Below are 14,647 nucleotides of genomic sequence, written 5' to 3'. Positions count from 1 at the left end.
TTTGCTGTTCAGACGTTTTTTTGGCACTTTCATGACACTCCTGCTTAAGTAATCCCCCAATTTTATCTATTTTTAATGTTGGGAAATGATAAGGATATACGTATTTAGCCGAATTTTGGACTAAATTCAGTAATCACCAACTTAGGAGGAACGATAAAAATCAGTAGCAATGGCTAAAAATTATGTTTCGAATTCATCAGAATCGACCAGGATGTTTAAAAGTGGACTGTTGGAGGGGCTATCGAAGGTCCATTTTACTGTACCCCTTTATATTTACGTGCCTACAGTAGGCTTTTTCATCTATAAATCTTTTTCAGAAGGGATCAGCGTCCTGACCTTTATTGCATACATGGCGCTGGGGCTGGCTGTATGGACAGCGACAGAATACGTACTGCACAGGTTTATTTTTCATTACATTCCCAAACAGAAATGGGCTTTAAGACTGCATTTTATCTTTCACGGGGTACATCACGACTTTCCCCGGGACAAAATGAGGCTGGTAATGCCACCTTCTGCCAGTATCCCGCTTGCCATATTGTTTTACAGCCTTTTTGCCTGGCTTATCAAGGATAAAGCATCTTTACATGCTTTCTTCCCTGGTTTCCTGATAGGCTACCTGATTTATGATATGCTGCATTATGCCATGCATCATCATAATTTTAAGAGTGGCTTTATGAAAAGGGTAAAACAACATCACATGCTGCACCATTACCAGGATGCTACAAAAGGATTTGGCGTAAGTTCTGCCATATGGGATAAGGTGTTGCGTTCCGATTTCAATAAGGATACACATAACCTGGTCTAGTATTCCCCCAAACCGAATTAGAAAAGGGTAGCAATTTTGCTATCCTTTTTCTTTTAACAATTTTACGCTGTGTCTCATTTACTTAAAGAACATATAGGGGCTATCAGCCCATTGTCAGATGAAGAATTTGATTATATCCTCAGCCATTTTGTATTTAAAAAACTGAAGAAACACGCTTTTCTTGTACAGGAAGGGAATAGCGTGAAGTATGAGTATTTTGTACTGAAAGGCTGTTTGAAAGCTTATATGACTGACAGTAACACCGGAAAAGAATTCATTTATCAGTTCGGCGTGGAAGACTGGTGGATTACTGACAGAGAAGCTTTTTTTAAACAATCAACCGCTACTATCAATATTGATTGCCTGGAAGATAGCGAAGTACTTGGTATTACATTGGAAAACCGGGAGAAGCTGGTGACAGAAATGAGAAAGTATGAACATTTTGTAGCCGTGAAGGCCAACCTGGGTTATATCTCCCTGCAAAAAAGATTACAACTCATGATCATGGGCAGCGTAAAAGAACGTTATGAAAATTTTATTCAGCAATATCCTCACCTGATTAACCGTATTCCTAAATCATTAATAGCGTCCTACCTCGGAGTCTCCCGCGAAACGTTAAGTCGTTTATACCGTTCCTGATGTGACTTTTATCACAAAATCAAAGTGATAACTGACCTTCGCCAGCCTGCTGTAATTGTGAAATTTTGCATTAGCAATTAACGCAAAATTAAACAACGATGAAAAGTACATTCGCAATCAGTATGCTTCTGGGCATAAGCTCTTTCACTTTCGGGCAGAATATTCCAATACATGCCGACAAGCTATATCCGGAAGGAACAGCATACAGCAAAAAACAACACGTTTTCTTTGTAAGCTCCATTAATACCGGCCAGATAGGTAAGCTGGATTTCAAAGGCAATTATACGCCATTCACACAGGACCCTGAGCTGGTTGCAACAGTTGGTATTCTGGCAGATGAAAAAAGTAATACACTGTTTGTTACCAATGTTGATAATGGAGTAGCCGTTAAAACCAATGCTGCAACGGCATATAAATTATCTGAAATTATAGGGTATGATCTGACATCGGGCAAACGTAAATTTAAAGTTGATGTAGGTGCACTCAATCCTGGTCATCCTAACTTTATCAATGATCTTACGTTGGATAATGAAGGTAACCTCTACGTAACAAATAGCTTTTCTCCTATCATTTTTAAAGTAGATAAAGATCATCATGCTTCCATCTTTGCACAGAATGAGGAATGGACAGGGGAAAGTTTCAACTTAAATGGAATTGTTTATCATCCCGATGGCTACCTGATAGTGGCTCAATCCAATAAAGGCTTGTTATATAAGATTGATATTAAAAACCCAACCAATATCAAAACCATTAAAGTGGATGAACTGAAAGGCGCAGACGGATTGATACTAAATGGTAAAAATGAATTGGTGGCTGTATCGAATGCTTCCTCCAGGATATTCCAGATGAAATCAACGGATAACTGGACAAGCGCCAGTATTATCACTTCCAGAGCAAGCATTCTGCCATTTCCTACAACAGGTGTTTTAGTAAATGGGAAGTATCATGTTTTAAATGCCAAACTGAGTGAGCTATTTGATCCTAAGGCTCCTAAGAGTACCGACTTTTTATTGCAGCAAATAACTTTCTGATTATAAATCAAGGTCTTACAGTGTAAACTGTAAGACTTTTTCCATCTGCGCAGATAGGTTGCACACCTGAGTACTTGCTTTGTGTATAAATAATATACAAATGAAAACTATAAAAAATGAACAAGTACGAGAGATTGAAGAGCGAGTTGGAAGCAACGGGTAAAGGAAAGATGAAAGCATTTGGCAGCTCGATGTTACCCATTCTGAAGAGCGGCAGCCATTTAACCTTTGAAAAAGCCAGTGAATACAAAATAGGTGATATTGTATTCTCTAAAGTGAGAGGACGATATATTGATGCTCACAAGATTATTAAAACAGATGCGCATAAAGGATTCCTCATCGCGAATAATCATGGTTTTGAGAATGGCTGGACCAGGACTATTTACGGGAAAGTAGTAGTCGGAGAATTTCAAAATCACATCATTTACAAAGCAAATTAAATGATCAGAGACCCGGGACCATTTAGTTTTTATCCTTTAAAAGAATACATACCCCTTCCCTGTCATTTTAAGTCAATTCCACGATTAATGCTATTAATCCTTCTTAAATAGTATATAAATAATTGATTTTGAATGTATTGTGATTATATTGCTCTGTGAAATGAAGCCGTCGTTCCATTACGGACGGGCGCGACTGGCTCTGCCTGTTTGTAATGTAGCAGACAAGGCCGGCGCTTTATAACAATCTTTTATTTATTAATTTGCAGGGATGATTAAGTACAAAACTGAGGATGAGATCAAACTGATGCAAACAAGTGCATTACTGGTAAGTGCTGCTTTAGCAGAAATAGCTAAGATATTAAAACCGGGACTTACAACCCTGGAGCTTGACAAATTAGCTGCTGAGTTTATTGCCGATCATCAGGCTACGCCCTCTTTTCTGAATTATCATGGTTATCCGCATAATATCACCACTTCCGTAAATGATGCGGTCGTACATGGTTTCCCTAACAAAACCCCACTACGGGACGGGGATATCATAACGGTGGATATAGGGGTTTATAAAAACGGCTATCATGGAGACCATGCCTATACATTCATTTTAGGGGAAGTTAATGCGGCTGTAATGAAACTGGTACGCATTACCAAAGCGTCCTTATATGAAGGGATAAAGTATGCGGTATCAGGGAACAGAATAGGGGATATTGCGAATGCTATCCAGGTTTTTAATGAGAACGAGGGTTATGGCGTAGTGAGAGAACTGGTAGGGCATGGCCTGGGACGTGACATGCATGAAGATCCCCAGGTGCCTAATTATGGTAAGAGGGGTTCCGGTATATTAATGAAGGAAAACCTGGTACTGGCTATTGAGCCTATGATTAACCTGGGTACCAGGCATGTTTATACCGATACAGACGGATGGACGATCAGAACAAAGGATGGTAAGCCATCGGTTCATTTTGAACACGATGTTTGTGTTAAAAAAGGGGAGGCCTTTATCTTATCTGATTATACACCAATTGAACAGGCTGAAAAGGCAAACAGTGCATTAAACTCATCTTATTATTAATAAACTAAAAAAGGATAGCGATTTGCTATCCTTTTTTAGTCTGATATTAAAAATCAACATTGTTATTACCTATCCATGCTGTATCAGTTAACTGAATAACTGCGTTGACAGCATTGGGTTGTGGCATTGTAACATTTACGGTAGTGAGAGAGTTTCTTGAAGGCGACAGGTATTTATCACCCAGTGTAACCTCTGTACCATCGTTTTTCTGCCATCTCAGTGTTAAGTGAATCTGCTGTCCGCTATAGAATGTATCTGACCAACGGTAGGTGTCTGCTGTATAAATGCCAAGATTGTCTGTTGAAGAAAAGATATACCGGGTCTTCATGAGACCATCGTAATCAGCTACTAATATACCGTCAGTAAAGTTTATCAGGTTATACTTAATACCGAAGCTGATCCTTTTAAGTGCAATGTTTATGGAAGCAGAAGAATCTGTAGCGATATAATCTTTTGTACCATAATAACTATCCAGTTCTGAGTAAAAAAATTCATCCCTGATATCATAGATGATATCTCCACGAACAGTCATGTAAGACAATGTATCCAGGAATCTATAGTCGAGTGCCTCCGGAGAGCCTGGAACATTGGAATTGTACACCATTTCATTTTTCAGCATTCTGTACAATGGGCGCTCAAAATACTGATAACCAGGAGACATTATGCCCCACCATAAGCCTATGCTGGTCCCTTTTTTAAAGGCAGCAACTTTAATCCTGTAGTTAATGCCCTTGGGGATTTCTAACATAATGTTGTTTGTTGTGTTAAAAAGGCCTTGTGCGTATAGTGAGCCGTCGTACGCACCGCGTACATCTATAGCGTAGATGGTGCTGTCGTATAAATCTTTAGCAGATGCAGAATTTTTGTTACTCAACCTTGTTCCGGGAAAGGGAGTCTGGCTGGTAGTGATGTCTCCGCCAAGACGGATACTCAATTTTACTTTTTCACCGGTTATTACTGGTGTTGGTTTACTGCTGTCCGATTTTTTACAGGAGTAAAAAACAGTCACTACAGATAGAATGATTAATATGAATCTTGTTTTCATGCTAATAAGTTGGGGAGATTAGAAGTTAATTACGTTTGTGCTTGTCCACGCAGTATCTGTGATGGAAATGCCTATCCCGGTATTTGTAGTGGTGGATGTTGTGGGCAATGTAATGTTGACAGTTGTTATGTAACTTCTGTTGGGAGGAAAGAGTTCTTTATCTCCTAAAGTGATAGTGGTTCCATCAGACTTTACCCATTTCAGTGTGAAAAGAATACGCTCCCAACTGGTAATTGCATCTCTGTGCCGGAATTCATCAGCTGTATAAATACTAAGACTGTTATCGATATTATTGGGTGTCAGGTATTTAGTTTGCATTGAATTACTGTATTTGACAATCAGGTATCCATCGGTAAAATTCACGGCGCTATACTTAATGCCAAACACAACTCTTCTCATAGGGATGTTTAATGTCTGAGAAGAGTCTGCATTAAAATAAACGCTGCCTGTATAGCTATCCAATTCAGGAAAGAAGCCACCGTAGGGGCTGATAGTGTCGGCCGCAAAAGTGGTGGCATAAGTGAGGTTACTGAGGAAATTAGAATCATTTGCAGTATAGTACATTTTATTTCCTAATGATCTATTTAATGGATTCAAGAAATACTGCAAGCCAATTGCGTTTTCTTCGTAATACAATCCCTCGCCACTTCCTCTTTTAAAGGCGGCAGCAGTAATCGTATAGCTGGTGTTTGTAGGCAATTCCAGACTGATGGAATCCGGATTATTAAAAACACCGGCTGCATAAGGCGTATTGCCTATTCGCACATCTACGGCATAAATTGTACTGTCCCGTAATGTTCTGGCAAACACATAATTATGTGCTTTCCTGCTGCCGGGTAAGGCAGACTGGTTAATAGTAATGTCTCCACCAAGGCGTAGATGGATCAATGCCTTTTCTCCCCCCGTTGGTTTGGGATTGGGCATACTTTCTGATGTTTTCTGGCAAGAATAAATGAATGCTACAGCTGCCAGGCAACAAACAATTAATAAAGGGTTCCTTTTCATTTGTGTAAGGGTTTTAAACAAAATAATAAATGAATTTAATAAATATTATAGATATAATATTATCTGATTATTACATCTGTTTTAATTTATTTATGTAGATAAGTTTAATTTTTTTTGAGCAGTTTGTCCAATTATTAAAAGCTGATTGTTATTGGGGTGTATTTCAATTATCAACAATAAAATCAGTTAAAAATGGAACCAAGAATTAATGTACAAAAAGAAGGTTTACAGGCCATGGGCGCCTTATATGGTATGGGCAAATATCTGTCAAAATCAACCCTCTCCAAATCTTTCCTGGAATTGATTTATTTTAGAGTATCTCAAATAAATGGCTGTGCTTTTTGTTTGGATATGCATTCTAAAGAGCTAAGGGAAATGGGCGAAACAGAACAACGTTTATATCTGTTAAATGCATGGAGAGAAGCTCCTTTTTATACAGATAGAGAACGTGCTGCATTCGCTTATGCAGAAGCGCTTACACAGATAACTTCCAGCCTGGTGCCTGATGAGATTTACAATGCTGCAAAAGAACAGTTTTCTGACGCAGAACTGATAGATCTGACAATAGGGATTATTGCTATTAATAGTTATAATCGTGTTAATATTGCTTTTGGCGCTGCGGTTGGTACTTACCGGATTGGTCAATACGCTTAAAATAAAACTTACAGGAAATGGACGAATTCATGTTAATATTCAGGAGAGATCACGAATCGAAGGAGAACCAGCCTTCACCTGAAGATATGCAGGCATCTATTAAAGAATGGCTTGACTGGAAAGGCAGCCTGGCCGCGCAGAATAAACTGGTAAGTTCAGGTAACAGGCTGCGTCCTGACGGAAAAGTGATCAAATCAGATAAAATGGTTATTAACGGGCCTTATGCGGAGATTAAAGAGGCGATAGGTGGGTTCATTGTGATAAGGGCCCGGGATTATGATGAGGCCGTAGAAATGGCCAAAGACTGCCCGGTTTTAAGAGCGCCCTGGAGCGGAAGCGTTGAAGTGCGTATGCTGGTGTCCGAAAGCAATAGCTGAAAAATAATAAGTGCCTTTGTACCTTTGCAAAGGCACTTTATTTAACCCATGGAAGAAAAAGAACTTATACCCCGTTTATTCAGGACAGAATACAGAAAAATTGTTTCAGTACTCTGTTATTTATTCGGCATAGAACATATTGAAATAGCAGAAGACATCGTTAGTGATACATTCCTGTCTGCCACTGAATTGTGGAGTCTGAAAGGCATACCCGAAAACCCAACGGGATGGTTGTATACTGTTGCCAAAAATAAAACGAAGAATTATTTTAAACGTCATGCCCTCTTTGCCAAAAAACTCTCGGCAGAAATAAAATATAGCAGTAACGGCGTAGAAGAAATCGACATTGACCTGTCCGTTAAAAGTATAAATGATAGTCAGCTGGCGATGATCTTTACGGTTTGTAATCCCTGTATATCCGCAGAATCGCAGATAGCTTTAGCGTTGAATTTATTGTGCGGATTTGGGATACAGGAAATAGCAGACGCTTTTTTGACTAATAAAGAAGTTGTTTATAAAAGGTTAAACAGGGCCAAAGAAAAGCTGAAAATTGAGAAGATACGGATTGAGCAGCCATCACCTGCAGAGATAGACGACAGGTTGAATATCGTGTTAATCACGCTGTATCTGCTATTCAGTGAAGGATATTATTCCACTTCTCAGGATACTATTTTAAGGAAAGATCTTTGTGCGGAAGCAATGCGGCTGACTTACCTGTTGGCTGAAAACGAACCTACCAATAAGCCGGCTGTGAATGCCTTGCTTTCATTGATGTGCTTTCATTCATCCCGTTTTGAAGCCAGAATAAATGAAGAGGGTGAAACTGTTTTATACAGTGATCAGGACACGACCCTATGGAATAAGGACTTAATTGATAAAGGGATCTATTATCTGAACCAGGCATCCAAAGGGAATAAACTATCGAAATACCATTTTGAAGCCGGGATTGCTTACTGGCATACACATAAAGAAGATACAACTGAAAAGTGGGAGAATATTTTACAGTTGTATAATCAACTCCTTCAGATAGAATATTCGCCTATTGCTGCTTTAAACAGAACGTTTGCGCTTGCCAAAGCTAACGGAAAGGGAAAAGCGATTATTGAAGCGGAGAAACTACAGCTCACTGATAATCATTTCTATTATTCATTATTAGGATATCTTTATACAGATGTTGATAATGAAAAAGCATTGAAACATTTTAAAACAGCCTTGTCCCTTGCAAACTCTGGCGCAGACAAAGCGGTTATCATTAAAAATATAGAAGGAATATATGACACTGGAAAGAGCCATTGAAATAGCCACAACTGGTCATAAAGGACAGGTAGACAAATACGGTGCGCCTTATGTAGCCCATGTGATGAGGGTCATGAATATGGGGATTACTGAAGAGGAAAAGATTTGTGGGGTATTGCATGATATTGTGGAAGATACGGACGTTACGTTTGAACAACTGGCATCAGAGGGATTGTCGCCGGTTATCCTGGAGGCTCTGCGTGGGGTGACTAAGTTATCCGAAAATGAAGATTATGATGCGTTTATACAACGGACGCTGCAAAACCGTTTGTCGTGTATAGTTAAATTACATGATCTTACAGACAACATGGATATTCGTCGTATGGACGTCGTGAAGGAAAAGGATGTTGCCCGTTTGAATAAATACCTGAGGGCTTACAGGATTATTTCGGCCAGTGTGATACGTTAATGTACCTGAGGACTTATTTAAAAAGGGTCATCTGGTTCATAGAGAAACAGATGACCCTTTTTAAATATACGGACATTAATTCGTGGCGCCTCCATTTACTAACAGGTGTTGACCATTTACAAAAGAAGAAAGATCACTGGCAAAGAATTCTGCTGCATTGGCAACATCTTCTACTTCTGCCAACCTACCCATCGGACAACTGTCCAGTAATTGTTTTCTCAGCTCGGGGTAACTGCCTGCTTCTGCGAAAATACCGGAGTGATCTACTGCGAAAGGAATAATCGTATTCACGGTTACACCACGGTGACCAATTTCTTTGGATAAAATCTCCACCATGTACCTTGGCGTTGTTTTACTACCACCATATACTGCCATACCTGGTACAGGAAAAGAAGTGGTGCTGGACGCGATGTATATGATCCTGCCGTTATCTTCTATGTTCTTCGCAGCCTGTTGCATAGTGAAGTAAGCACCTTTTGTATTGATAGAGAATACACGGTCGAATTGTTCTTCAGTGAAATCTGTTACCGGTGTTTCTACCAGTTCTATGCCTGCATTGGCTACTACGATATCTATTTTACCGAATGCTTTTTTCGCTTCCTGGAATAGTCTTTCGAGATCTGCTACTTTACTAACATCCGCCTGTATGGCTATTACTTTTGCACCCATAGCTCTGATGTTGTTCACTACTTCTTCTGCAGAAGCTTTGTCTCTTGAATAGTTGATAACGATGTCTGCGCCTAATGCTGCGTAACGTTCAGCGATTGCTTTACCTAAGCCACGTGCCGATCCTGTGATGATTGCTACTTTATTTTTAAGACTGTTCATGATTATTATATTTTAATTGATTAAGCCATACCGCCGTTACTACCAATGTTCTGTGCATTGATCCATTTTGCTTCATCAGAAGCTAAGAAGAGAACGATTTGTGCAATGTCTTCGGGTTCACCGATGCGGTTGAAAGGGGAGAGTGCAGCCAGGCGGTCTATTGCTTCCTGTGGTTTGCCTTTAGTAAATAATTCTGTATTGGTAGGGCCGGGAGAAACGGAGTTTACATTGATACCTCTTGCACCTACTTCTTTGGAGAATACACGTGTCAGTTGTTCTACCGCTGCTTTGGAGGCAACATAGGTAGCATAGGTTGGCAGCATGATACGGTTCACTGAAGTGGAGAAGTTGATGATACTGCCTTTGTCGGCCAGGCGGGTAGCAGCTTCACGCATGGTATTGAAGGTACCGCGTACATTGATATCGAACTGACGGGTGAAGTCTTCGTCCGTAGTATCTTTGATCAGTTTAGTGATCATGATACCTGCGTTGTTTATCAGTACGTCGATCCTTCCATAATGTGCGATGGCAGCATCGAACATTACTTTTACTTCATCGGCCTTGCTTACATCTGCCTGTAAGGAAATGGCTTCTCCACCGTTTTGTTTAATGGTATTAACTGTCTCCTCTGCGGCTTCTTTGCCTGCTGCGTAGTTAACAATTACTTTGGCGCCTGCGGCTGCCAGTTTCTGTGCTATCGTTGCGCCAATACCTCTTGATGCGCCGGTTACTAAGATTACTTTCTGTGATAATGTGCTCATATTGTATGTCTTTAATGACGATACAAAGATGCGACACATGTGTTGCTAAGAATTACACATATTACACTATTAAGTGTAAATTTCCCACTATGACTGTTCAAGGGCATTTTATTTTATGTGCAGATCGGCCGCTCCTCTTACTTCTGTGGAGATCTCTCCCAGCATTGAATTACCGGGATTATTCTGCCCGGTGTATACTTTTACAAAATCTATAGCCGGCAGTGTTACCTTATTCCCGTTTTCATCTACTGCCCAGGTAATATCAAAAGAGTTATAGTAGTTATCAGGATAATCATCTTTGACAGACCAGCTATCGCTATATCCCCAGGAGAAAGCCAGGTTCTGGTAAATGCCGGTACCTTCTTTCAGTCCATATGTATTGGGGAGTAATGTGCCGGTGAAGGTGATAGAGTCCTGATTTGCTGCAAAGGAAGGATAATAGGGATGATTATGGGATATGTTGCTCAGCACCGCACCGGTACGACCCTGGTTATCTTTCCAGGGAACGTCCGCGATTGCCTTTGGATTATAATAGGTGATACTGTATTTTTTGATAATGCCGGTACTGTCGTAGATACTACCAGCCAGTTCATACCAGGTATCATCCGGTAATCCATTGCCGTTCGTGTCCCGGCTTACCAGGACGATGCCGGGTTCAGACCATTCATATACGCCGGTGTTCAATGGATTGCCGTAAATGGCGATATCGTAACCCTCGCTGTTTACAATGGAATGGTCAAAGCCAAATACAATATAGCCACCATAACCGCCCAGTGATACCAGGTGGTCTTTGTTGCCTGCCAGTTGTTGGGCGCCTGCTACTGTACCGGCGCTGTCTTCATTGATGAACTGGCCTGGAGCTGGTACATAATTAAATACTTTGCTGATATATCTGTTGCCGGAAACCGCGACAGATGCCTGATCTTTCTTACAGGCATTGGCCGTAAGGAGTATCAACGCTGCTAATATTATTATTTTATTTATCATGATGGATCATACAAAAATAGGCAAATCAATCAATTTAATAATTCCGTAATTTCCGCGCCAGAAAGAGGGAGACAGCTGTAGCCCAATATCAATGATTACCCCTTAATCCTTTATTTTATAAGGTACCACGTTTTGAAAGGTAATAAGCAACTCCTGCTTATTATAATATTGTCTTGTTGTCCTATGTGAACTAATTGTTAAGAGCCGGGGGACAAGGCAATGGCAAACGTATACCCTATTGGACGATTCAATTCAGATTCAGACTTCATCAGCAATCCTTAACAATTAAATTACATGAAGGAAATGTACAAATTACTTACACCTTTTTGTTGTATCGCAACACTTCTATTGATGCTGTTGGGTACTGCTACCTATGCACAACAAAAAGAAAGCATCACCATTAAAGGTATCGTTACGGATGAAAGCAATGTGCCATTGCCTGGTGTAACCGTTACCGTGAAGGGAACAAACAATGGTACTATCACCAATGCAAATGGTGTATACTCCATTACTGTTAATAGTCCGGATGATGTGCTTTCTTTTACGCTCATGGGCGAATTGCCTAAAGAGGTAAAAGCAGGCGATAAGAAAGTGATCAATGTAACGCTTGTTACTGATACCAAACAATTAAAGGATGTGGTTGTAATCGGTTATGGTACATCCAGCAAAAAGGATGTTACCGGTGCTATTACCACTATCAAATCTGAAGAATTTAACCAGGGGGTATTAACAACTCCTGCTGAATTGTTACAGGGTAAAGTAGCTGGTTTGAACGTTACTAAAAGCGGTGACCCTAACGCATCTCCTGCTGTTGTATTGAGAGGACCTTCTACTATCCGTACTACCGGTGGTGCTATGGAACCTTTTTATGTAATAGATGGTGTGCCGGGTGCATCTATCGACCTGCTGGCTCCTGCTGATATCGAAAGTATTGATGTGCTGAAAGATGCTTCTGCTACCGCTATTTATGGTGCGCGTGCTGCGAATGGTGTAATTATCGTTACTACCAGGAAAGCAAAACCTGGTCAGGCAAGACTTTCCTACAGCGCTTATGGTGCCGTAGAGAGTGTGTCTAAAAAGATAGATATGCTGAGTGGTGATGAGCTGCGTGCATACCTGAAGAAAAACGGACAAACCTTAATTCCTACCCTGAATGATGATGGTTCCAATACCAACTGGCAAAATCTGGTAGAAAGAAAAGGTTATTCCCAGAACCACAACATTTCTTACGGTGGTGCTACTGCCACCACAGACTATGGTGCGAGTGCCAATTACTTAAAGAATGATGGTATCCTTAAAAATACGTCCCTGGAACGTACTATCCTGAGAGGATATATTAATCAGCGCTTCTTTAACAATCGGTTGAAATTGGGTCTTACTATCACAAACAGTCATACTAAGAGCAATGATATTCCGCAATCGAATGTATTGTCGAATATGTTGTTCTATCTGCCAACTGTAAGCCCTTTTAACCCGGATGGTTCTTATAAAGAATATTATGCAAGAACCGGTAGCGGTACTTTAAATCCACTATCCCTGATTGATAATAATAAGCTGGTGACAGATGATAGTAAGTCAATGGTGAACGGTATAGCGCAGGTAGACATTATCAAAGGACTGAAATATACTTTATCTGTCAGCTCACAGCGTGATGAGAATAATTTCAACAGCTATTATAATAGTAAGTCTGGTCTGGCCGTGAACTTTAACGGTTTGGCCACCAGGAAATCCTATCTGAATACCAGTAGTGTACTGGAATCATATTTTAATTACGACAGGGTGTTCGGATTGAACAGTGTAAAATTACTGGCAGGTTATACTTATCAGCAGGATAAAACAAATGATGGATTTGGTATTACCACCCAGAATTTCTCAAATGATGCATTAGGGTATAACAACCTGTATTTATCCAACCCGGCTAATACTTCGCAGATCACTTTTGATAACAATCCAATTTCTACATTGCGACTGATCTCTTATTATGGTCGTATACAGTATTCTTATAACGAAAAATACCTGTTCCAGGCTTCCTTAAGAAATGATGGTTCTTCTGCATTTGGTGTGAATCACCGTTGGGGATATTTCCCTGCTATCTCAGCAGGATGGAATATCAGCAGTGAGAAATTCATGGAAAAAATTAAGGCTATCAGCGTATTGAAATTAAGGGCGGGTTATGGTGTTTCTGGTAATAGTGCAGGTTTTAACGCGTTCTCTGCACTGCTGATCTATGGATCTTCTGCTACTAATTCCAAGTTCTTATACAATGGTAATATTACCAATGCAGTTGGCCCCGTACGTAACGAGAATCCTGATCTGAAATGGGAAAGTACTGCTACAACTAACATAGGTGTTGACTTCGGTATTTTCAAAGACAGGATCAGTGGTTCGGTAGATTATTACATCAAGAAAACATCCGATCTGATTTATGATCAGTATCCTGTTTCTACAACACAGTATTTTGTGCCAACCTATACAGCAAACGTAGGTAGTATTAAAAACAGTGGTATTGAGGTTGTGTTAAGCGCTACTCCTGTAAGAACACAATCTTTTACCTGGAGAACATCTTTCAACGCAGCTCATAACAAAAACGTAATTGAGAATTTATCCAACGATAAGTTTAAGATTAATTATATCCAGACAGCACAGCTGGGTGGTAAAGGACAGAGTTTCCTCTATAGCCAGATTATACAGCCGGGTTATGCTTTAGGTACTTTCAACTTATGGCATTACCTGGGTAAAAATGCAAGTGGTGTAAGTACTTATCAGAAGGCAGATGGTACTACAACAGCTGTTCAACCATTATCTACAGATACAAGGATCAATGGTAACGCACAACCTACACTCATCTACGGTTGGACGAACAACTTCTACTATAAGAACTTCGATCTGGGCTTCCTGGTGCGTGGCGTAATGGGTAATAAGATCCTGAATGCTACACTGGCAGGATTGAATAATCCTGTGGATTCCAAGATTCAGAATATCCCCAAATTTACAGAAGGTGAATCTTACAGTGATATCAATGCTTACCTGATCTCTGACCGTTTCCTGGAAAGCGGATCATACCTGCGTATGGACAATGCTACACTGGGTTATACTTTTAAACCTCATACACAGAGCATTAAGAGTATTCGTTTTTATGCATCAGGTAATAACCTTTTCGTGATCACCAAATATCGTGGTATTGATCCGGAAATGAATATCGGAGGTGTAACACCAGGGATTGATAATAACAATTTCTATCCTAAAACGCGCTCGTTTATTATTGGTGTGAATGCTTCATTTTAATTAAGTTAAAGACTAC

Annotated in this window: 15 protein-coding genes; 10 read left to right on the top strand and 5 right to left on the bottom strand. The window is 40.1% G+C overall.

What is annotated here, in order from left to right; translation table 11 throughout:
• Positions 1–169 precede the first annotated feature (169 nt).
• The 5 genes from GO495_RS29450 to map all read left to right on the top strand — a co-directional run bounded on the left by GO495_RS29450 (position 170) and on the right by map (position 3,984).
• A complete protein-coding gene (locus GO495_RS29450) occupies positions 170–805 on the top strand; it encodes a sterol desaturase family protein (RefSeq protein ID WP_157303538.1) in 636 nt (211 codons plus the stop codon).
• 69 nt (positions 806–874) lie between these two features.
• Entirely contained in the window at positions 875–1,444 is a 570-nt protein-coding gene (locus GO495_RS29445; protein WP_338075483.1) for a Crp/Fnr family transcriptional regulator, read from the top strand.
• A 98-nt stretch (positions 1,445–1,542) separates the two neighbouring features.
• A complete protein-coding gene (locus tag GO495_RS29440) occupies positions 1,543–2,475 on the top strand; it encodes a hypothetical protein (protein WP_157303537.1) in 933 nt (310 codons plus the stop codon).
• Positions 2,476–2,591: 116 nt separating this feature from the next.
• The gene (locus tag GO495_RS29435; protein ID WP_157303536.1) at positions 2,592–2,915 is read left to right on the top strand and encodes a S24 family peptidase; all 324 of its coding nucleotides are present in this window, start codon (positions 2,592–2,594) and stop codon (positions 2,913–2,915) included.
• A gap of 268 nt (positions 2,916–3,183) precedes the next feature.
• Positions 3,184–3,984: a type I methionyl aminopeptidase gene (gene map / locus GO495_RS29430; RefSeq protein WP_157303535.1), complete on the top strand. Its 801-nt coding sequence runs from the start codon at positions 3,184–3,186 to the stop codon at positions 3,982–3,984.
• Between the two features lie 46 nt (positions 3,985–4,030).
• Here map and GO495_RS29425 read toward each other — a convergent pair whose 3' ends face one another.
• Both GO495_RS29425 and GO495_RS29420 read right to left on the bottom strand, forming a co-directional pair.
• A complete protein-coding gene (locus tag GO495_RS29425) occupies positions 4,031–5,029 on the bottom strand; it encodes a hypothetical protein (protein ID WP_157303534.1) in 999 nt (332 codons plus the stop codon).
• A gap of 18 nt (positions 5,030–5,047) precedes the next feature.
• Complete coding sequence (locus GO495_RS29420; protein ID WP_157303533.1) at positions 5,048–6,034, bottom strand: hypothetical protein; 987 nt, start codon at positions 6,032–6,034, stop codon at positions 5,048–5,050.
• Between the two features lie 192 nt (positions 6,035–6,226).
• On the opposite strand from GO495_RS29420, the gene GO495_RS29415 reads away from it, so the two are divergent.
• Genes GO495_RS29415 through GO495_RS29400 form a run of 4 tightly spaced genes read left to right on the top strand, consistent with a single transcriptional unit; the run spans position 6,227 to position 8,770 of the window.
• Positions 6,227–6,688 carry a carboxymuconolactone decarboxylase family protein gene (locus GO495_RS29415; RefSeq protein WP_157303532.1) on the top strand — a complete coding sequence of 154 codons (462 nt, stop codon included), beginning with the start codon at positions 6,227–6,229 and terminating at the stop codon, positions 6,686–6,688.
• Positions 6,689–6,705: 17 nt separating this feature from the next.
• On the top strand, positions 6,706–7,065 hold the full coding sequence (locus tag GO495_RS29410) for a YciI family protein (protein ID WP_157303531.1): 360 nt from the start codon (positions 6,706–6,708) through the stop codon (positions 7,063–7,065).
• A 48-nt stretch (positions 7,066–7,113) separates the two neighbouring features.
• Positions 7,114–8,361: an RNA polymerase sigma factor gene (locus tag GO495_RS29405; RefSeq protein ID WP_157303530.1), complete on the top strand. Its 1,248-nt coding sequence runs from the start codon at positions 7,114–7,116 to the stop codon at positions 8,359–8,361.
• Positions 8,339–8,770, top strand: a complete 432-nt coding sequence (locus GO495_RS29400; RefSeq protein ID WP_157303529.1) for an HD domain-containing protein — start codon at positions 8,339–8,341, stop codon at positions 8,768–8,770. The genes GO495_RS29405 and GO495_RS29400 overlap by 23 nt, the downstream gene beginning before the upstream one ends.
• 75 nt (positions 8,771–8,845) lie before the next feature.
• On the opposite strand, the gene GO495_RS29395 is transcribed toward GO495_RS29400, so the two are convergent.
• From GO495_RS29395 to GO495_RS29385, 3 genes are all read right to left on the bottom strand, one after another.
• Positions 8,846–9,598 (bottom strand): glucose 1-dehydrogenase, encoded by a 753-nt coding sequence (locus GO495_RS29395; protein ID WP_157303528.1) that lies wholly within the window; start codon positions 9,596–9,598, stop codon positions 8,846–8,848.
• A 20-nt stretch (positions 9,599–9,618) separates the two neighbouring features.
• Complete coding sequence (locus GO495_RS29390) at positions 9,619–10,359, bottom strand: SDR family oxidoreductase (RefSeq protein WP_157303527.1); 741 nt, start codon at positions 10,357–10,359, stop codon at positions 9,619–9,621.
• Positions 10,360–10,467: 108 nt separating this feature from the next.
• Complete coding sequence (locus GO495_RS29385) at positions 10,468–11,346, bottom strand: PKD domain-containing protein (RefSeq protein ID WP_157303526.1); 879 nt, start codon at positions 11,344–11,346, stop codon at positions 10,468–10,470.
• A gap of 303 nt (positions 11,347–11,649) precedes the next feature.
• On the opposite strand from GO495_RS29385, the gene GO495_RS29380 reads away from it, so the two are divergent.
• Positions 11,650–14,631: a SusC/RagA family TonB-linked outer membrane protein gene (locus GO495_RS29380; RefSeq protein ID WP_205691346.1), complete on the top strand. Its 2,982-nt coding sequence runs from the start codon at positions 11,650–11,652 to the stop codon at positions 14,629–14,631.
• The last annotated feature ends 16 nt before the right edge of the window (positions 14,632–14,647 follow it).

The organism is Chitinophaga oryziterrae, assembly GCF_009758125.1.
GTDB classification, from domain to species: Bacteria; Bacteroidota; Bacteroidia; order Chitinophagales; family Chitinophagaceae; genus Chitinophaga; species Chitinophaga oryziterrae.
Note: the sequence above shows the minus strand (reverse complement) of the source record. Positions and strands in the feature narration are given on the sequence as shown.